Here is a 17,837-nt window from a genome sequence, read left to right as displayed (position 1 = left end):
CCCGTGCACGAGCACCGCGCGACAGTGCAGGCATGGCAGTCAATGACGATCTGGTGGTACTACGCCCCGAAGGGCTCTACTGCGCCGCGGGCGATTTCCACATCGACCCGTGGCGGCCGGTGCCGCGCGCGGTCATCACCCACGGCCATGGCGACCACGCCCGGCCCGGCATGGGCGAATACCACTGCAGCCCCGGCAGCGCGCCGATCCTGCGCTGGCGGCTGGGCGACGTACCGCTGCAGGTCCATGCCGAAGGCCAACCGTTCACCCTGGGCCAGGTGCAGGTGTCGCTGCATCCGGCAGGCCACGTACTGGGTTCCTCGCAGGTGCGCATCGATGATGGCCGCCAGGTCTGGGTCGCCTCGGGGGACTACAAGCGCCAGCCCGATCCCACCTGCGCGCCGTTCGAAGTGGTGCCCTGCGATACCTTCATCACCGAAGCGACCTTCGCCCTGCCGATCTACCGCTGGCCCGATACCGCCGCGGTGGCCGCCGAGATCGTGGCGTGGCGCAGGGAATGCGCGCAGCGCGGTGAAGCGGCGGTGCTGCTCTGTTATTCGCTGGGCAAGGCGCAACGCGTGCTCGGCGAACTGCTGCCGCTGGATGACACGCCTGCGTGGCTGCACGGTGCGGTGGCCAACGGCGTGGCGGTGTACCGCGAGGCGGGCATCCCGATGCTGGAAACGCTGACCGTGGCCGAACAGGGCCGCCAACCGGAGGCGGCCGGCAAGCTGATCATCGCCCCGCCGTCGGCCGCCGGCACGCCCTGGCTGCGTCGTTTCGGCCGCCACCAGCTCGGTTTCGCCTCGGGCTGGATGCAGCTGCGCGGCAACCGCCGCCGGCGCAACGTCGATCGCGGTTTCGTGGTGTCCGACCATGCCGACTGGCCTGCCCTGCTGCAGACTATCGAACAGACCGGCGCATCGCGGGTGATCGCCACCCATGGGAACACCGATGCGCTGATTCCGTTCCTGCGCGAACGCGGCGTGGCCGCCGAGGCCTTCCGCACCGATTTCGGGAGCGAGGAATGAAGGCTTTCGCCGCGCTCTACCAGCGGCTGGACCGCAGCACGGCCACGCTGGACAAGCGCGCGGCCCTGGTCGACTACTTCGCCCACGCGGGCGCGCACGACGCCGCCTGGGCGCTGTTCCTGCTCAGTGGCGGCAAGGTCGGCGGCGCACGCCGCAAGATCGCTGCCAGCGGCGAGCTGCGCGCGTGGGTGAGCGAGGAGTCGGGCCTGCCGGCGTGGCTGGTCGAGGACAGCTACGCGCAGGTCGGCGACCTGGCCGAAACATTGACCCTGCTGCTGGATGATCCGCCGCAGCGTGCACCGGATCGCCCGTTGGCCGACTGGATCGAACAGCATCTGCTGGCCGTCGCCAACCAGCCCGAGGACGTACGCCGCGCCGCCGTGGTGGCCGGCTGGCGGCAGCTGCCGGCGAGCGAGCGGCTGGTGTTCAACAAGCTGCTGACCGGAGCGCTGCGCGTCGGCGTCTCGCAGCGGCTGGTGCAGCAGGCACTGGCCGAATGGTCGGGCCTGGACATCGCCCGCATCGCCCAGCGCATGCTCGGCGAATGGGTGCCCACGCCGGGCCTGCTGGCACAACTGCTGTCACCGGAGGAGCTGCCGCTGGACCGCCAGCAGCCCTACCCGTTTTTCCTTGCCTCGCCGCTGGAAGGCGAGCCGCAGGAACGTCTGGGTGCGATCGACGACTGGCTGCTGGAATGGAAGTGGGATGGCATCCGCCTGCAGCTGCTGCGCCGCCAGGGCGAAGTGGCGCTGTGGTCGCGCGGCGAGGAGCGTCTGGACGGACGCTTCCCCGAGATCGAACAGGCGGCAGCCGCACTACCCGATGGCTGCGTGATCGATGGCGAGCTGCTGGCCTGGGATGAGGCCGAGAACGCGCCACGCGCGTTCACCGCGCTGCAGACGCGCATCCAGCGCCGCAAGCCCGGTGCAACGACGCTGCGCAACACGCCGGTGCGCGTGCTCGCCTACGACCTGCTGGAACGCGATGGCCAGGACCTGCGCGAACTGCCGCTGCAGCAGCGGCGCGCACAACTGGCCGAACTGGTCGGCGCGCTCGGCGATGCACGCATCCAGCTGTCGCCCGATGTGCACGCCGATGATTGGGCGCACGCTGCGGACCTGCGCGAAGCATCGCGCGAGCGTGGTGTCGAAGGGCTGATGCTCAAGCGCCGCGACTCGATCTACCAGGCCGGGCGCCGACGCGGCGACTGGTGGAAGTGGAAGGTCGACCCGCTGACCATCGACGCAGTGTTGTTGTATGCGCAGGCCGGCCACGGCAGGCGCAGCACGCTGTACACCGATTACACCTTCGGCGTCTGGGACGGCGACACCCTGGTACCGGTGGCCAAGGCCTATTCCGGGCTGGACGACAAGGAGATCCTGGCGCTGGACCGCTGGATCCGCGCCAATACCCGCGAACGCTTCGGGCCGGTGCGCAGCGTGCGCGGCGAACAGGTGTTCGAGCTCGGCTTCGAAGCGGTCAACCGCAGCGCGCGGCACAAGTCCGGCATCGCGGTGCGCTTCCCGCGCATCCTGCGCTGGCGCCAGGACAAGCCGGCCAGCGAAGCCGACCAGCTGGCGACCCTGCAGGCCCTGGCGCGATGAAGCGCAGCGATGCGCTGCAGCGGTTGCAGGCGTGGTTCGGCAGCCGTGGCTGGAAACCCCTACCGTTCCAGCGCGCGATGTGGCGCCATTACCTGGCGGGCAGCTCGGGCCTGCTGCACACCCCGACTGGCAGCGGCAAGACGCTGGCCATGTTCGGCGGACCGCTGCTGCAGGCGATGATCGACCCACTGCCGGCGCCGCCGCGGGCCAATGCGGTACGCCCGCTGCAGGTGCTGTGGGTAACGCCGCTGCGGGCGCTGGCCAGCGACACTGCACGCGCCCTGCAGGCGCCGATCGAAGGCCTGGGCCTGGGCTGGAAGGTCGGCCTGCGCAGTGGCGACGCCAGCAGCCGCGACCGTCGCCTCGCCCGCGAAGGCCGCATCGATGTGCTGGTGACCACGCCCGAGTCATTGGCCCTGCTGCTCAGCTACCCCGACACGCTGGAGCGCATGCGCCAGCTGCGCTGCGTGGTGGTGGATGAGTGGCACGAACTGATGGGCAACAAGCGCGGCGTGCTGCTGCAGCTCAACCTCGCGCTGCTGCGCGATGCGGCACCGGCGCTGCAGCTGTGGGGCCTGTCGGCCACGCTGGGCAACCTGACGCAGGCGCGCGACGTGCTGCTGCCCGGCAAGCCCGATGCGGTGCAGGTGGAAGGCGCACGACAGCGACCGGTGGCGATCAGCAGCCTGCTGCCCGCCAGCGGTGAGCGCTTCCCGTGGGCCGGGCATCTCGGCCTGGGCCAGTTGTCGCGCGTGCTCGATGCACTGATGTCCGCGCGCAGCAGCCTGCTGTTCACCAACACCCGCGCGCAGGCCGAACTGTGGCACCAGGCGCTGGCCGCGGTCTGGCCGGAAGATGCGCAGACGCTGGCCCTGCACCACGGCTCGCTCGACGCCGGCCTGCGCCAGCAGGTGGAAGACGGCCTGCGCGCGGGCACGCTGCGCTGCGTGGTGGCCACCTCCAGCCTCGACCTCGGCGTGGACTTTCCGGAAGTGGACCAGGTGCTGCAGCTGGGCAGCCCGAAGGGCGTGGCGCGCCTGCGCCAGCGCGCGGGACGCGCGCGGCATCGGCCCGGGGCCAGCGGCAGCGTGCTGTGCGTGCCCACCCACGCGCTGGAGCTGGCCGAGTACGCCGCCGTGCGGCGGGCCCTGCGCGAAGGCATCACCGAACCGCGCACGCCGCCCACGCTGTCACTGGACGTGCTGGCGCAGCACGCGGTCAACCGTGCGCTGGCCGGCGGCTTCAACGCCGATGCGCTGCTCGCGCAGGTACGGCGCACGCATGCGTTCGCCGCGCTGCAGGACACGCAGTGGCAGGACGTGCTCGCGTTCATCGTGCAGGGTGGCCGCGCTTTGGCGCAGTACCCCGAGTACCACAAGGTGGTGCTGGACGAGGATGGCCGCTACCGCATGCATGATCGCCGCCAGGCGCTGCGCCACCGGTTGTCGATCGGCACCATCAGCAGCGATGGCAGCGTGCGCGTGCAGTTCCTGCGCGGCGGTGGCCTCGGTGCGGTGGAGGAACAGTTCGCCAGCCGCCTGCGCCGCGGTGATCGTTTCCAGTTCGCCGGTCGCCTGCTGGAGCTGGTGCAGCTGCGCGACATGACCGCCTACGTGCGGCTGGCACGTGGCAGCGGCAGCGGCGTGGTGCCACGCTGGCAGGGCGGCCAGCTGCCGTTGTCGCTGGCCCTGGGGCGCGAGCTGGAAGCGGTGCTGTCCGGTGCCGACAACAGCGCCGAGGCGCGCTGGCTGGCGCCGCTGCTTGGCCTGCAGGATGCGCTGTCGGAACGACCCGCGCCTTCGCGGCTGCTGGTGGAAGATGTGCGCCGTCGCGAAGGCCAGTTCCTGTTCGTCTACCCCTTTGCGGGCCGCCACGTGCACGAGGCGCTGGCGGCATTGCTGTCGCTGCGCCTCACGCGCCTGCAGCGCAACAGCATCGGCTATGCGGTGAATGACCACGGCCTCGTGCTGGCTCCGGCAGAGCCCATCGAACGCGATGCAGCGGCATTTCAGGCGCTGTTCGATCCGGCCGACCTGCTTGACGACCTGCGCGCGGCGGTGAACCTCGGCGAGCTGGCACGCCGACAGTTCCGCGGCATCGCCCGCGTCGCCGGTTTGCTGGTGCCGAGCCTGCCCGGCGGCATGCCGCGCTCGCTGCGCCAGCTGCAGGCCTCGGCGGGCCTGCTGTACGACGTGCTGCGCGAACACGACCCCGGCCACCTGCTGCTGGCGCAGGCCGAACAGGAAGTCCTCACCGATGCACTCGATCTGCAAGGCCTGCAGCAGGCCTTGCAGCACATCGCCACGCAATCGGTATCACTGCAGCGGCCACCCACGCTGACACCGCTGGGTTTCCCGCTGTGGGCCGAGCGCCTGCGCGGGCAGTTCAGCAATGAAGACTGGCGCACCCGCGTGCAGCGCGCGGCACAGCAGCTGGAGCGTCGCCATGGCCACTGAATTGCCGGTGCAGCTGGGCGGCGAGCCGATGTGCCTGCTCGGCGCGCGTGCACTGTGGTGGCCGGCACGGCAGGCGCTGCTGATCGCCGACCTGCACCTGGGTAAGGCCGATGTATTCCGTCGCGCCGGCATCGCCCTGCCCCGCGGCGGCACCGACAGCGACCTGCAACGCCTGCAGGCGCTGGTGCAGCAGCATGCATGCCGCGAACTGTGGATCCTCGGCGACATCCTGCACGGGCCGGCGCATCGCGCGGCCTGGCATCGGCAATGGCTGGGCTGGCGCGAGCAGCATGCTGCGCTGGACGTGCATGTAGTGCGCGGCAACCATGACCAGCAGCTGCCGCATGCCGCGCTGCAGGTGCAGATCCACGATGACCTGCGGCTGGGGCCGTTCCTGCTCTGTCATGAGCCGCGACAGGCCGACGATGCCCATGTGATCGCTGGCCACGTGCATCCGCAGATCGCCCTGCCGGCATTGCGGCGCCGCTTCCCCGCGTTCTGGCTGCAGGAGGGACAGACGGTGTTGCCCGCGTTCTCGGCATTTACCGCCGGCGTTGTGCCACCGCGGCTAAGCGGCGAACAATGGATCGCCTGCGTGGACGGCGCACTGGTCGCCCTGCCCGTGCGCTGACGATGGGCAGACGAACCAGTGCCTGGCTCAGGACGGGCGCGCGAGCAGTTCGGGCATCAGCCGGAAATCAGCTTTGTTGTTATCGCTGTGGCGTGGCAGCGCCTGGATCGCGACCAGCATATCCCGCGCGCTGGTCCGGATGCGCGCATGGTGCGCCGGTGCCGAATGGCTGATCAGGCTGCCCACGTGGAACTCAAATACATCTTCCAGGACGTCGGGCTGGTCCTCGTGCAGCATCTGCAGCAGGCCCCTCAGCTTGCAGATTTCCGATTCCAGCTCATCGACCGCGAACAACATGGCATCCTCCTCGAATTCTGCGGCGCATCCGGGCCGCAACAGGCCGCGACGGCAGTGCCGCCCGGCCACGCGCGATGTCTGATCACGGAAAGGAAAACGGGCGACGCGCCGATGGCGTGCTCCCCTCTTCTCGCATATCCGGGGTGAGGTGTCCGTTAAGTGCCGTGAAGACGCGGTTCACGCACGCAGCGGAACCGGGCTGATCGACACCCCTGCCGGGGCGCGTGCAAGTGCGTCGATGAAAGCCGGATCCAGCGGCATCGCACCGAACCAGCCGTGCTGGGTGCCACTGAGCACGCGCAGCATGTGGCCGCGCCCGCCGGGCATGCGTCCCATCGGGCCGAGCAGCACGTCGCGCGCCTTGGCCCACGCATCGCGGTCGGACTGGAACAACGGCGTCAGCCAGCGGCTCCAGCGCTGGTAGACCGCCACGTGCGCACGGCGCTGCGCCTGGTAGGCCAGCAGCGCCGCCTCGCCGCCACCGTGCGTGCGCAGTGCATCGCGCAGCGCCAGCGCGTCAAGCAGGGCCATGTTGACGCCCTGCCCCAGCTGCGGGCTCATCGCATGCGCGGCATCGCCGGCCAGCACCAGGCGGCCCTGGTGCCAGCGCTTCATCACCGCGTCGCGGTAGACCGCGCGGGCCAGCTGGCCCGCCTCCTGCAGGTGGGCGAACCGTGCACTGGCCTGCGGCCACAACGCGTGCAGCTCTTCCAGCCACGGCGCCATGCCTTCGGCCTGCCAGCGCTCGAAATCGGCGCGCGGCAAGCTCCAGAAGAAACTCAGGCGCGGCGTACCGTCGCCCGGCCGGGTGCCGACCGGCAGCAGCCCGATCATCCTGCGCGCGGCCACGTAGCGCTGCCGCAGCTCGCTCATGTGCGGCCAGTCGTCGGCCGGCAGCAGGCACCACAACGCGCCCCACGGGTAGACCCGGTCCAGCGCGATGCCCTGCTCGATGCCCCCGCGCAGCGCGGACGCCGCACCATCGGCAGCCACCACCAGGTCGAACGGCCCGTGCTGGCGCCCCTCGCTGTCGCGCAGGCGCCCTTGTGCGGCATCGACCGACACGATGGTGGTGCCGGCATGCAGCTGGCCGGCGCCATCACGGGCCTGGTCCAGCAGCGAGAACAGCGCCCCGCGCTGCATGCCCAGCCCATGCAGGCGTGCATCCAGCCCGGCATAGCCCATGTCCATCACCGCGCGCTCGCACGGCGTATCGCCATACAGCCGGTGCACGGGTGCCGCATGCGCACGCACCTCGTCCAGCAGGCCCATCTGCCACAGCACCTGCAGGCCGCTGGGCTGCAGCAGGAATCCGGCACCCACCGGCCCCGGCGTCGGCACCCGTTCGAAGATCTCCACCTCGTGGCCATCGCGGGTGAGCAGGATGGCCAATGCCTGGCCGGCGGTGCCGTAGCCGATCACGGCGATGCGCAGTCGTTCCGTCATGCCTGCATTGTGCCCGACGCGGATTGCGAATGGAGGGGGCCGCCGCGAAGCTCATCCACGCATGGCGTGGCTCTGCTGCGATGCCCGCCAGCCGATGCCGTGCGCAAAAAAAAAACCCCGCCGTAGCGGGGTTTTCAACGCACTGTCGAGTGGATCACTCGGCCGGCGTGATGTTCGAAGCCTGGGCACCCTTCGGGCCCTGGGTCACGTCATAAGTGACACGCTGGCCTTCCTGCAGGCTGCGGAAGCCCTTGGAGTTGATGGCGGAGAAGTGCGCGAACACGTCGGCGCTGCCATCCTCCGGCGAGATGAAGCCAAATCCCTTGGCGTCGTTGAACCACTTGACGGTACCGTTCGGCATGTTAATGCGAGACCTTTGCAATGAATGGGTGGTGTACGCTGAACCCGCGTACCGGCTGAGTATGCAAAGCTTGCCCGAGGATGACAATCACCCCCGCGCCAATTCGCCGACCAGTTCCGGAAGTCCGTTGCTGGCGGCCTGCACGTTGGCCAGCACTTCGGCCATGGTGATCTCCTCGCCGTCACCGCAGCCTGCGGCCCAGTTCGCCACGATCGCCAGGCAGGCGTAATCCAGCCCCAGCTCCCGTGCCAGCGCGGCTTCCGGCATGCCGGTCATGCCCACCAGGTCGCAGCCGTCACGGCGCATGCGGGCGATTTCGGCGATGGTTTCCAGGCGCGGGCCCTGGGTGGCGCCATAGCAGCCGCCATCGTGCATCTTCACGCCGGTCACCTTTGCCGCGGCCAGGACTTTGCTGCGCAGCATCGGCGTGTAGGGGTGGCCGAAGTCCACGTGCACCACGTCGGTGCCCTCTTCCTCGCAGATCGTGCTGATCCGGCCCCAGGTGTAATCGATGATCTGGTCCGGGCAGGCCAGCACGCGCGGACCAAAGTCGTCACCGATGCCGCCCACCGTGTTCAGCGCCAGCACCCGCTGCGCACCGATCTGCTGCAGCGCAGCCAGGTTGGCGCGGTAGTTGATCTTGTGCGGCGGCAGCGAATGGCCCTCGCCATGGCGCGCCAGGAAGGCCACGCGGTTGCCGAGCAGCGTGCCCACGCGCACCGGGCCGGACGGACGGCCGAAACGGGTCTCGACCTCATGCGTCTGCACGTCGTCGAGCTTGGCCAGGTTGTAGACACCGGTGCCGCCAATGACGGCCAGGGCGATCTGTTGCATGCAATGCGCTCCAGGAGAGACAAACGCCGGCACCCGAAGATGCCGGCGCGGGACAGGACAGGACAAGGACAGGCCGCGAACGGCCCGCTGTTATTCCTTCATCGCATAGATGGCCGGCACGCAGCGCAGGGTTTCGTTGACGTCCATGCCGAAGCCGAAGACATAACGGTCAGGCAGTTCGATGCCGGCGTAGTCAGCGGTGACGTCCGGCAGGCCGCGGTCGTGCTTCTTCACGGTCATCGCCGCGATGCGCACGTCGGTGGCGCCCTGTTCCAGGCACCAGGTGCGCACGCCCTGCAGGGTGTAGCCCTCGTCGAGGATGTCGTCGACCAGCAGCACGCGGCGGCCGAACAGCGCGGTGGCCGGCTTGTGCTTCCACACCAGATCGCCGCCGGTGGTTTCACCGCGGTAACGGGTGGCGTGCAGGTAATCGAACTGCACATCCTGGCCGCGCGCGCCCAGCTCCAGCGCCAGCTGGCCGGCGAACGGCAGCGCACCGTGCATGATGGACAGGAACAGCGGGACCTCGCCCTCGTAGTCGCGTGCGATCGCGTCGGCGATGCTGGCGATGGCCTTGTCGATGGTGGGACGGTCGACCAGCAGGTCGGCCTGGGCCAGGGCCTGGGAAATGGTGAGGTTCGGCATCAGACGGTTCTTCCAAGGGTGTGGAGCAAACGGGATTGGGTGTCGCCATGGCGGGCATCGGCCAGCAGGCCATCCCAGCCAAGCGCGCCGCGGCCAAGGAGGCCCAGCAGCGCAGCAGTATTGAGGGAGCGCCCCTGCACGGCGTGCAGGGCTTCATCGACCAGTTCGGGGTGGCAGACCAGCACCACGTCGCAGCCGGCATCCAGGTGCGCGTGCACGCGGGCCGGTACGCCGCCGGCGCTGTGCGAGGCGGCCATGCCGATGTCATCGGAGAACACCACGCCACGGAAGCCGAGCTCGCCGCGCAGGATGTCCTGGATCCAGCGCGGCGAATAGCCGGCCGGTTCCGCCGCCACCTGCGGGTAGATCACGTGCGCCATCATCACCGCATCGGCACCGGCGGCGATGCCGGCACTGAACGGGACCAGGTCCTGCGCGCGCAGCTCATCCAGCCCGCGCGGGTCGATGGCGGTGTCGACGTGGGTGTCTTCCAGCACGGTGCCGTGGCCGGGGAAATGCTTGAGGGTGGCAGCCATGCCGGTGGCATGCATGCCACGCACGTAGGCCGCGGTGAACGCGGCCACCACCTGCGGGTCTTCGCTGAAGGCACGGTTGCCGATGGCGCGGTTGCCGCGGCCGAGGTCGACCACCGGGGCGAAGCTGAGGTCCAGGCCGCTGGCACGCACTTCGCTGGCCATCAGCCAGGCGTGCTGCTCGGCCATGGCCAGCGCCTGCTGCGGGTCGCTGGCGTACAGCACGCCGATGTCCTGCAGCGGCGGCAGATCGCTGTAGCCCTCGCGGAAACGCTGCACGCGGCCGCCTTCCTGGTCCACGCAGATCAGCTGCGGGCGCGGGGCGGCGGCGCGGATGGCCGCGCTCAGATCGGTCACCTGCTGGCGCGAGGCGAAGTTGCGCTTGAACAGCACCACCCCGGCCACGGCATCGTGCTGCAGCCAGTCGCGTTCCTGGGCGGTCAGTTCAGTGCCGGCAACGCCGATCAGCAGCATGGTCGATCTCCACTACGGGCGCCCGCATGGCGCAGTGCCGCATTGTCGCAGAACCGGCCGGCAGGCGCAGTGTTCGGGCGAAAGGATACGCGGGTCGGATCCGCGCGGGGGCTCCGACCCCAGCCCGCTCAGATGGCGCAGCCGTCCGGGCCGCAGGCCTCGTCACCGGCGGCGGCGGCGGGGGCGCCCTGCTCGGCAGCGATCTGGCGCAGGGCATTGGCGAAGGCTTCCGGCGGCTGCGCGCCGGAGATGGCCCAGCGGCCGTCGATGACGAAGGTCGGCACCGAGGAAATGCCCAGTGCGTGGGCCTGGGCCAGCTTGGCCTCGACCTCGGCCAGGCCACGGTCGGAGGCCAGCAGCTGCGCGATCTCGGCGCCGTCCAGGCCACCGGCCACGCCGGCCTTCACCAGCACGGCGGTGTCGGCCAGGTTCTGGCCTTGCTCGAAATGGGCGCGGAACAGGGCCTCGCCCACCGCGTCCTGCACGCCGTGTTCGCCGGCCAGCCACAGCACGCGGTGCGCCGGCAGCGTGGTCACCCGCACCTGGCCCTGGCTGAAGTCCATCGGCAGGCCTTCGGCACGCGCGGTGGTCTGGGTCTGGCCGAGAATCTGCTCGGTACGCTCGGCACCGCCGAACTTGGCCGCATAGGCCTGGCGCAGCGGCACCGGGGTGTCGCCGGCATCCGGGTCCAGCTGGAACGGCTGCCACTGGATGTCGAGTTCAGGCGCATCGGCGCCCAGCAACTGCACCCCCTGCTCGAATCGATGCTTGCCGATCCAGCACCAGGGGCAGACCACGTCGGAGTAGATATCGATCTTCATCCAGACCACATGGGGACCACTGCCAGCGAAAAAAGGGGTTTCACCACTGTGAATAGGGGTGACTGGCCAAGGCGACGTTGTAGTAGCGGGTGTCGTCGGTCACTTCGGCACCGGCCCAGTCCGGCAGGTCGATGGCCTGGTCGGCGCTGTCCAGCTCGACTTCGGCCACCACCAGGCCGGCGTTGTCGCCGAGGAATTCGTCCACTTCCCAGGTCAGGCCGGCGTGCTCGACCAGGTGCCGGCGCTTGTCGATCAGCCCGCCGACGCAGAGGGCGAGCAGGTTGCGCGCGTCCGCCACCGGAATCGGGTAATCGAACTCCTGGCGGGTGTGGCCGATGGTGCGCGACTTCAGGTTGAGTGCGGCGTGGTCGCCTTCGATGCGCACCCGCACCGAGGCATTCTGCGTGCCGCGATCAAGCGAGCCCATGTCGTTGATGTAGCCCTGCGCCATCGGGATCACCCGGTGCGCGGCGGCACGCCAGCCGTCGTGGGTGACGAGGAATTTGCGTTCGATTTCAATGCCCATGCGCACAGTATGGCGGTCGCACACGACAGTTCCTACCGCATCGTCGTCGTGCATGACTACACTGCCGGCCCCTTCAAGAACCGGATGCCTGATGCGTCGACGCACTTTGCCCCGTAACGCCATCGCCCTGCTGGCACTGCTGTCCTGCACAGCAGCCGCCGCAGATGCGCCCGCGCTTCCCTCGCTGCCGCAGGTGCAGGCACTGATGGACCGGATGTTCGACGAGGCGATTGCCGAGCGCCCCGCAAGCGACACCAGCCGCCTGCTCGCCGAGACGCTGCGGCCCCGGCTGGAAAGCCTGACCAGCTGCGCCCCGGCAGCGGACAGCGCTGCGGTGGACTGCATCGTCACCTCCAGCACGAGCATCCATCCGCGACCGCAACTGCTGCGCTTCGCGTGGGTGGGCGGCCAGTGGACCCTGCCCGACCAGCGTGACGTGCCGATGCCGGCACCGTCGGTGGAGCAGGCGCAGGCACTGCTGCGCGCACGTTTCGCCATGCTGGCCACGCAGCAGACCGATGCTGGCGAGCGCGCTGCCTATGAACAGGCCGCGCGCATCACCCAGGTCCATGCAGTGCGTAATTGCGACCTGGGCCGTGAGGCAGCCGTGTTCGAATGCACGGTGCGCGCCGGTGACGGCACCCACCGGGGCGAACAGACCGTGGCCTTCATCCGCATGGATGGGCGGTGGCAGGAGGCGCCGACGCGCTAGGCGCCGGCGACCGCCAAGGCACCGGACAGTTCCGGTGCCATGCGCGCTCAGCGCTTCTCGAACACCGCGATGCTTTCCACGTGCGCGGTGTGCGGGAACATGTCCATGGCACCGGCGCTGACCAGGGTGAAGCCCTGCTCGTTGACCAGGTAGCCGGCATCGCGGGCCAGCGAGCCCGGGTGGCAGCTGACATAGACGATGCGCTTGAACTGCTTCAGCGGCAGCTGCTGCAGCACTTCGATGGCGCCCGAACGCGGGGGGTCCAGCAGCAGCTTGTCGAAGCCCTGGCGCATCCACGGGGTGCTGCGCTGGTCCTGGGTCAGGTCGGCGCTGAAGAACTGCGCATTGGCCAAGCCGTTGCGCTCTGCGTTCTCGCGGGCACGCGCGACCAGGCCGGCATCGCCTTCCACGCCGACCACTTCGCGCACGCGACGGGCCAGCGGCAGGGTGAAGTTGCCCAGGCCGCAGAACAGGTCGAGCACGCGCTCGTCCTCACCCGGTTCCAGCAGGTCCAGGGCATGGGCGATCATCTTTTCATTGAGCTTGGCGTTGACCTGGATGAAGTCCAGCGGACGGAACGCCAACTCCACATCCCACGGCGCCAGCCGGAACGACAGCGGCACGCCCTGCCCGTCCAGCGGCTGCACGGTGTCCACGCCGCCGGACTGCAGGTAGATCACGAACCCATGCAGCTGGCCGAACGCGGCCCAGGCGGCACGGTCTGCATCGCTGAGCGGCTGCATGTGACGCACGGTCAGGACCACCGCCTGGTCGCCGGCGATGAATTCGATCTGCGGGATGTCGCGTTTTCCATCCAGCGACTCGATGAAGGTCGACAGCGCTTCGACCTTGGTGCCGATTTCCGGGATCACGGTCAGGCACTGGCGGAGGTCGGCCACGAAGCGCGGATCCTGCTCGCGGAAGCCGACCAGGGTCTTGTCCTTCTTCTCGACGCGGCGCACCGAGAAACGCCCCTTGCGGCGGTAGCCCCAGCTCTCGCCGACCAGCGGCGGCAGCACGGCGCCCGGCTTTACGTGGCCGATGCGCTCCAGGTTGTCCATCAGCACGCGCTGCTTGGCGACGATCTGCTGGTCTTCGTCCAGGTGCTGCAGCACGCAGCCGGCGCAGGTGCCGAAATGCGGGCACTTCGGCGTCACCCGCTGCGGCGAGGGCTGCAGCACTTCAACAGTGCGGGCCTCGTCGAAATGACGGTTGCGGGCGGTCGGTTCGGCCATCACCACTTCGCCCGGCAGGGCGCCACTGACGAAGGTGACCTTGCCGCCCTCGCCTTCACGGCGGGCGACGCCACGACCATCATGGCTGAGGTCGAGGATCTCGGTCTGGAACGGAGTACGGTCGATGCGGGAGCGGGATCGGGCCACGTGGCAACAGGCTGCGGGCAAAAATGGGTGCGTATTGTCGCAGATCCGGGCAAAGGGGGCTGATGGCCGCTTGCGCCCGCCGCCCTCGTGCTTGATGATGGACACAGCTGACATGGAGGCAGCCCTGATGCAGATGAACCCGCGGACCAGCCGGCCCCGCTTCCTGCTTGTCGAGGACGACATCATCAGCCGTGGTTTTTTCAAAGCGGCGTTGGAAACGTTACCAGCGGATGTGGACACCGCTGACTCACTTGCAAGTGCATTGGCCCGCGCCGAACCCGGCGCGCATGACCTGTGGCTGATCGACGTCAACCTGCCCGATGGCAATGGGGCGCAGCTGTTGCATCAACTGCGCCGCTCGCATCCGGACACGCCTGCCCTGGCCCACACCGCCGATGGCGACGTGAGCATCCACGAGCGCCTGCGCGAAGCGGGCTTCAGCGACACCCTCGTCAAGCCGCTGGGGCGCGACCAGCTGCTGAAGGCGGTGCGCCGCGCCCTGGTCAACAGTCCCGCAGGAGCGACCCCGCCGCCGGCAGCGATCGAGCTGGTGGTGGAGGACTGGGACGAGACGGCGGCGCTGGCGGCCCTGAACGGCCAGCGCAACCACCTGATCGCCCTGCGCGAGCTGTTCCTGGCCGAGCTGCCGGGGGTACGCGACGCGGTGGAACAGGCGGTGGACCAGCACGACGCGTCGAGTCTGCGCAACCAGCTGCATCGGCTGCAGGCCAGTTGCGGGTTCGTGGGGGCGGCGCGGTTGGCGCGTGCGGTGCGGCAGCTGCATCACGCGCCGGAGTCGGTGCCGGCGCAGGCCGGGTTCCGGGCGGCGGTGGCAGCGCTCCTGCACTGAGGGATGGGTCGGCAGGGCTTGCAGCCCTGCACCTGCCAAAGCTAGAGCCAGAGCAACGTCAAAAGCCTGCATTCCGTGGGATGGCGGGGCACTGTGGGTTTGCGGGGACGGCGCAAGTACGTCCATGTAGCCTTGGTCGCCGCATCCATGCGGCTCACACCCCGCAAACCCACAGTGCCCCGCCTTCGACAGTTCGCCGGTGGCTGTCGGTGGGTGCCGACCGTTGGTCGGCACATCTGTCAGATATCGAAATTCTTCTGGGGTCAGAGCCCGTTGCGAAGCAACGGGATCCGACCCCGTATCGACCAACGGTCGACACCCACCAGATCAGATTGCCGTTCCGACAGCTCGCGGAAACTGTCGAAGGCGGGGTGGGTCCGGTTGAGGGGGCGTGAGCCGCATGGATGCGGCGACCGAGCTTACAGGGACGTACTTGCAGCGTCCCCCTCAACCGGACCCACCCCGCCTCCCCTCAGGAAACCAGCTTCTGCTGTTGCTCTGGCTTGAAGCAGGTGCAGGGCTGCAAGCCCTGCCGGACACCCTCCCCCTTACCTCCGGGGAGTGAGCTGCTCGAGCAGTTCCCAGGATTTGAGGCCCTTGGCCCCCAGGTGATGGGACAGCACCCGCCGCATCGGCAGGCGCAGGCTGGCCAGGTCTGTCGCATCTGGCTCATCATCCGCCGCCAGTGCCAGCAGCGCCGAGCCCGTTGCCGCGGCCCGGCGTTCGCCGCCGCGCTCGCTCAGCAGGCGCTGCGGGCCCTCCTGCGGGTCCAGTTCGTAGCGTGCCGCCGGGTCCACCGGCTGGCCGTCGCTGGCTGTGTCCAGCTCGAAGCCCAGCCCCAGCGCCGCCAGCAACTCACGCTCGAAACGGCGCAGCGTCCACGCCAGACCGGCACCCACCGCCAGCCGCGCGCGCGCCTCGCCGTAGGCCAGGTACAACTCCGGCAGCGGGTCCTGGCGCGGGGCCAGGCGCAGGGTCAGTTCACTCAGGTAGAAACCGGCCAGCATCGCCTGACCGACCAGGCGCGGGGCCGCGTCCAGCGCCTCGGCGCCGCGCAGCTGGGCCAGTTCACCACGCTGCAGGGCACTGAAGCGTATCCACTGCAGTGGCTGCAGGGCCGCGCGCAGCACCTGGCCCTTTGCGGTGGACACACCACGCGCCAGCAGGCCGATGCGGCCGTGCTGCGCGCTCAGTACCTCGACCAGCAGGCTGGTCTCGCGGTAGGCCCGTGCATGCAGCACGAACCCGGTGTCGTCCTCGATCAGCATCGAAGCGACCGTCGCGGCTTATTCGTAGCCGAAGGCCTTCAGTGCGGCCTCGTCATCGGACCAGCCTTCACGCACGCGCACCCAGGTCTCCAGGAACACCTTGGCCCCGAACAGACGTTCCATCTGCATGCGGGACTTGGCACCGATGTCCTTCAGGCGGGCGCCGCCCTTGCCGATCACGATGGCCTTCTGGCCTTCGCGCTCGACCCAGATGACCGCACCGATGCGCAGCAGGTTGCCGTCCTCGGTGAAGCGCTCGATCTCCACGGTGGTGGCGTACGGCAGCTCTTCGCCGAGCTGGCGCATCAGCTGTTCACGCACCAGCTCGCCGGCCAGGAAGCGCTGGCTGCGGTCGGTGATCTCGTCCTCGCCGAACATCGGCGGGGCTTCCGGCAGCAGGGCCAGCACGTCGCGGACCAGGGCTTCCAGACCGTTGCGCTTCTGCGCGGAGATCGGGTGCACGGACGCGAAATCGCGGCCTTCGGTCACCTGCTGCAGGAACGGCAGCAGCGCGCCCTTGTCCTTCATGCGGTCGATCTTGTTGACCACCAGCACCACCGGGATGCCGGCATCGCGCAGCACGTTGAAGGCCAGGCTGTCTTCCTCGTCCCAGCGGCCGGCTTCGATCACCAGCAGGCCGGCGTCGACGCCTTCCAGCGAGCCGCGCGCGGCGCGGTTCATCACCCGGTTCATCGCCCGCTTCTGCACCTTGTGCAGGCCGGGGGTGTCGACCAGCACCAGCTGGCCGTCCGGGTAGGTGGCGATGCCCAGCAGGCGATGGCGCGTGGTCTGCGGGCGGTTGGAGACGATGCTGACCTTGGCGCCGACCAGGGCGTTGGTCAGGGTCGACTTGCCCACGTTCGGGCGGCCGATGACGGCCACGCTGCCACAATGATGGGGAGTTTGTTCGCTCACTTGGAATCCAGTTGTTCTAGGACGGCCGCAGCCGCTTGTTGTTCGGCAAGCCGGCGCGAGGGGCCTTCGCCCTCGGTACTGGCGGCAGGGTCCGCGACGTTGCAGCGTACCCGGAAGTGCTTGGCGTGGTCGTCACCGGATTCTGACACCAGTTCGTACTGCGGCAACGCCTTCTGTCGGGCCTGCAGCCATTCCTGCAGGCGGGTCTTGGGGTCCTTCTCCGGCCGGCCGGTGGCCGGCAGGGCCTCCATCGAGGCGGCGAACCAGGGCAGCACCACCGCCCGGCAGGCCTCGAAACCGGCATCCAGATAGATCGCGGCCACCACGGCCTCGAGGGCGTCGGCCAGGATCGAGTCGCGGCGGTGGCCGCCGGACTTCAGTTCGCCCGGGCCCAGGGTCAGCCGCTCACCCAGTTCCAGGGTGCGGGCAATCACCGCCAGCGCGCCTTCACGCACCAGCTCGGCGCGGGCGCGGGTCATCGCACCCTCGTCGGCCTTGGGCCAGCGCTGGTACAGCGCCTCGGCGACCATCATGTTGACGATGCTGTCGCCAAGGAATTCCAGGCGCTCGTTATGCGGCGCACCGGCACTGCGATGGGTCAGCGCCTGCTTGAGCAGGGCTGGATCGCTGAAAACGTGACCGATCAGGTCACCACGTTGGATGAATTTACTGGGCACCGCTACGAACGAGGTCCTGGGATGATTCGAACTTGCCAACCACGTCGAGGTTGCCCACCAGCGGGCGACGCACTTCGTAATTGACGTTGAGGGTCCAGCCGTTGTCACGACGGTTGAACTTGACGTTGGACGGCTTCACGTTGTCCGAGTAGTTGATGTACAGGCGCTTGAAGAACAGGTCCTGGATCTGCGCCGGCGCCATGGTGCCGACGCCAGGCTCGTTGGCCAGGCTCTTCATCGCCGAGCGCACGGCGTAGTACTCCTGGTACATCGGGAACAGCTTCATGCCGACGTACAGGAAGAAACCAACCACGATCAGGACCACCAGGAAGGAGGTCAGGGTCATGCCGCGCTGCGTGTTCATCGTCTTCATT

Annotated in this window: 19 protein-coding genes; 6 read left to right on the top strand and 13 right to left on the bottom strand. The window is 68.9% G+C overall.

The window, feature by feature from the left end; all coding sequences use genetic code 11:
* Positions 1 to 32: 32 nt before the first annotated feature.
* Genes FJU31_RS11085 through pdeM form a run of 4 tightly spaced genes read left to right on the top strand, consistent with a single transcriptional unit; the run spans position 33 to position 5,722 of the window.
* Complete coding sequence (locus FJU31_RS11085) at positions 33 to 1,031, top strand: ligase-associated DNA damage response exonuclease (RefSeq protein ID WP_150454795.1); 999 nt, start codon at positions 33 to 35, stop codon at positions 1,029 to 1,031.
* A complete protein-coding gene (locus FJU31_RS11080; protein ID WP_150454794.1) occupies positions 1,028 to 2,635 on the top strand; it encodes an ATP-dependent DNA ligase in 1,608 nt (535 codons plus the stop codon). The genes FJU31_RS11085 and FJU31_RS11080 overlap by 4 nt, the downstream gene beginning before the upstream one ends.
* Entirely contained in the window at positions 2,632 to 5,091 is a 2,460-nt protein-coding gene (locus FJU31_RS11075) for a ligase-associated DNA damage response DEXH box helicase (RefSeq protein WP_150454793.1), read from the top strand. Before FJU31_RS11080 ends, FJU31_RS11075 begins: the two co-directional genes overlap by 4 nt.
* Positions 5,081 to 5,722 (top strand): ligase-associated DNA damage response endonuclease PdeM, encoded by a 642-nt coding sequence (gene pdeM, locus FJU31_RS11070; RefSeq protein WP_150454792.1) that lies wholly within the window; start codon positions 5,081 to 5,083, stop codon positions 5,720 to 5,722. The genes FJU31_RS11075 and pdeM overlap by 11 nt, the downstream gene beginning before the upstream one ends.
* A 27-nt stretch (positions 5,723 to 5,749) precedes the next feature.
* On the opposite strand, the gene FJU31_RS11065 is transcribed toward pdeM, so the two are convergent.
* From FJU31_RS11065 to FJU31_RS11030, 8 genes are all read right to left on the bottom strand, one after another.
* Positions 5,750 to 6,019, bottom strand: coding sequence for a hypothetical protein (locus FJU31_RS11065; RefSeq protein ID WP_150454791.1), 270 nt, complete (start codon positions 6,017 to 6,019; stop codon positions 5,750 to 5,752).
* A gap of 177 nt (positions 6,020 to 6,196) precedes the next feature.
* Positions 6,197 to 7,465 (bottom strand): FAD-dependent oxidoreductase, encoded by a 1,269-nt coding sequence (locus tag FJU31_RS11060; RefSeq protein WP_150454790.1) that lies wholly within the window; start codon positions 7,463 to 7,465, stop codon positions 6,197 to 6,199.
* 154 nt (positions 7,466 to 7,619) lie between these two features.
* The gene (locus FJU31_RS11055; protein WP_005410590.1) at positions 7,620 to 7,826 is read right to left on the bottom strand and encodes a cold-shock protein; all 207 of its coding nucleotides are present in this window, start codon (positions 7,824 to 7,826) and stop codon (positions 7,620 to 7,622) included.
* An 87-nt stretch (positions 7,827 to 7,913) separates the two neighbouring features.
* Positions 7,914 to 8,660, bottom strand: a complete 747-nt coding sequence (locus tag FJU31_RS11050; RefSeq protein WP_150454789.1) for an S-methyl-5'-thioinosine phosphorylase — start codon at positions 8,658 to 8,660, stop codon at positions 7,914 to 7,916.
* A 90-nt stretch (positions 8,661 to 8,750) separates the two neighbouring features.
* Positions 8,751 to 9,305, bottom strand: a complete 555-nt coding sequence (locus tag FJU31_RS11045) for a hypoxanthine-guanine phosphoribosyltransferase (protein WP_079222740.1) — start codon at positions 9,303 to 9,305, stop codon at positions 8,751 to 8,753.
* A complete protein-coding gene (nagZ, locus tag FJU31_RS11040; protein ID WP_150454788.1) occupies positions 9,305 to 10,312 on the bottom strand; it encodes a beta-N-acetylhexosaminidase in 1,008 nt (335 codons plus the stop codon). The genes FJU31_RS11045 and nagZ overlap by 1 nt, the downstream gene beginning before the upstream one ends.
* A 128-nt stretch (positions 10,313 to 10,440) precedes the next feature.
* Positions 10,441 to 11,133, bottom strand: coding sequence for a DsbA family oxidoreductase (locus FJU31_RS11035; protein WP_150454787.1), 693 nt, complete (start codon positions 11,131 to 11,133; stop codon positions 10,441 to 10,443).
* A gap of 40 nt (positions 11,134 to 11,173) precedes the next feature.
* A complete protein-coding gene (locus FJU31_RS11030) occupies positions 11,174 to 11,659 on the bottom strand; it encodes a CYTH domain-containing protein (RefSeq protein WP_150454849.1) in 486 nt (161 codons plus the stop codon).
* A 91-nt stretch (positions 11,660 to 11,750) separates the two neighbouring features.
* Here FJU31_RS11030 and FJU31_RS11025 point away from each other — a divergent pair, with 91 nt between their 5' ends.
* Positions 11,751 to 12,371, top strand: a complete 621-nt coding sequence (locus FJU31_RS11025; protein ID WP_150454786.1) for a hypothetical protein — start codon at positions 11,751 to 11,753, stop codon at positions 12,369 to 12,371.
* 47 nt (positions 12,372 to 12,418) lie between these two features.
* On the opposite strand, the gene rlmD is transcribed toward FJU31_RS11025, so the two are convergent.
* Positions 12,419 to 13,753, bottom strand: a complete 1,335-nt coding sequence (rlmD, locus tag FJU31_RS11020; protein WP_150454785.1) for a 23S rRNA (uracil(1939)-C(5))-methyltransferase RlmD — start codon at positions 13,751 to 13,753, stop codon at positions 12,419 to 12,421.
* A gap of 127 nt (positions 13,754 to 13,880) precedes the next feature.
* Between rlmD and FJU31_RS11015 the strand changes: the two genes are divergently transcribed.
* Positions 13,881 to 14,603 carry a response regulator gene (locus FJU31_RS11015; RefSeq protein ID WP_150454848.1) on the top strand — a complete coding sequence of 241 codons (723 nt, stop codon included), beginning with the start codon at positions 13,881 to 13,883 and terminating at the stop codon, positions 14,601 to 14,603.
* A 548-nt stretch (positions 14,604 to 15,151) separates the two neighbouring features.
* Here the strand turns inward: FJU31_RS11015 and recO are convergent.
* From recO to FJU31_RS10995, 4 genes are read right to left on the bottom strand one after another with little or no spacing between them, the layout of a single operon-like run.
* Entirely contained in the window at positions 15,152 to 15,871 is a 720-nt protein-coding gene (gene recO / locus FJU31_RS11010) for a DNA repair protein RecO (RefSeq protein ID WP_108769589.1), read from the bottom strand.
* 18 nt (positions 15,872 to 15,889) lie between these two features.
* A complete protein-coding gene (era, locus tag FJU31_RS11005; RefSeq protein WP_150454784.1) occupies positions 15,890 to 16,786 on the bottom strand; it encodes a GTPase Era in 897 nt (298 codons plus the stop codon).
* Complete coding sequence (gene rnc / locus FJU31_RS11000; RefSeq protein ID WP_150454783.1) at positions 16,783 to 17,463, bottom strand: ribonuclease III; 681 nt, start codon at positions 17,461 to 17,463, stop codon at positions 16,783 to 16,785. Before rnc ends, era begins: the two co-directional genes overlap by 4 nt.
* Positions 17,453 to 17,836: a DUF4845 domain-containing protein gene (locus tag FJU31_RS10995; RefSeq protein ID WP_150454782.1), complete on the bottom strand. Its 384-nt coding sequence runs from the start codon at positions 17,834 to 17,836 to the stop codon at positions 17,453 to 17,455. Before FJU31_RS10995 ends, rnc begins: the two co-directional genes overlap by 11 nt.
* Position 17,837 lies beyond the last annotated feature (1 nt).

Origin of the sequence: Stenotrophomonas cyclobalanopsidis (assembly GCF_008710035.1) — a bacterium.
GTDB lineage: Bacteria > Pseudomonadota > Gammaproteobacteria > Xanthomonadales > Xanthomonadaceae > Stenotrophomonas > Stenotrophomonas cyclobalanopsidis.
The sequence above is the reverse complement of the archived record's forward strand: the minus strand, read 5'-3'. Positions and strand labels throughout refer to the sequence as shown.

Excerpts from the sequence above, each read along its gene's own strand:
- FJU31_RS11030 (WP_150454849.1), bottom strand. The coding sequence starts at position 11,659 with ATGGGCATTGAAATCGAACGCAAATTCCTCGTCACCCACGACGGCTGG.
- FJU31_RS11015 (WP_150454848.1), top strand. The coding sequence starts at position 13,881 with ATGCAGATGAACCCGCGGACCAGCCGGCCCCGCTTCCTGCTTGTCGAG.
- FJU31_RS11080 (WP_150454794.1), top strand. The coding sequence starts at position 1,028 with ATGAAGGCTTTCGCCGCGCTCTACCAGCGGCTGGACCGCAGCACGGCC.
- FJU31_RS11055 (WP_005410590.1), bottom strand. The coding sequence starts at position 7,826 with ATGCCGAACGGTACCGTCAAGTGGTTCAACGACGCCAAGGGATTTGGC.
- FJU31_RS11025 (WP_150454786.1), top strand. The coding sequence starts at position 11,751 with ATGCGTCGACGCACTTTGCCCCGTAACGCCATCGCCCTGCTGGCACTG.
- FJU31_RS11075 (WP_150454793.1), top strand. The coding sequence starts at position 2,632 with ATGAAGCGCAGCGATGCGCTGCAGCGGTTGCAGGCGTGGTTCGGCAGC.
- recO (WP_108769589.1), bottom strand. The coding sequence starts at position 15,871 with ATGCTGATCGAGGACGACACCGGGTTCGTGCTGCATGCACGGGCCTAC.
- pdeM (WP_150454792.1), top strand. The coding sequence starts at position 5,081 with ATGGCCACTGAATTGCCGGTGCAGCTGGGCGGCGAGCCGATGTGCCTG.
- FJU31_RS11065 (WP_150454791.1), bottom strand. The coding sequence starts at position 6,019 with ATGTTGTTCGCGGTCGATGAGCTGGAATCGGAAATCTGCAAGCTGAGG.
- FJU31_RS11060 (WP_150454790.1), bottom strand. The coding sequence starts at position 7,465 with ATGACGGAACGACTGCGCATCGCCGTGATCGGCTACGGCACCGCCGGC.
- FJU31_RS11085 (WP_150454795.1), top strand. The coding sequence starts at position 33 with ATGGCAGTCAATGACGATCTGGTGGTACTACGCCCCGAAGGGCTCTAC.
- nagZ (WP_150454788.1), bottom strand. The coding sequence starts at position 10,312 with ATGCTGCTGATCGGCGTTGCCGGCACTGAACTGACCGCCCAGGAACGC.
- FJU31_RS11050 (WP_150454789.1), bottom strand. The coding sequence starts at position 8,660 with ATGCAACAGATCGCCCTGGCCGTCATTGGCGGCACCGGTGTCTACAAC.
- FJU31_RS11045 (WP_079222740.1), bottom strand. The coding sequence starts at position 9,305 with ATGCCGAACCTCACCATTTCCCAGGCCCTGGCCCAGGCCGACCTGCTG.
- FJU31_RS11035 (WP_150454787.1), bottom strand. The coding sequence starts at position 11,133 with ATGAAGATCGATATCTACTCCGACGTGGTCTGCCCCTGGTGCTGGATC.
- FJU31_RS10995 (WP_150454782.1), bottom strand. The coding sequence starts at position 17,836 with ATGAAGACGATGAACACGCAGCGCGGCATGACCCTGACCTCCTTCCTG.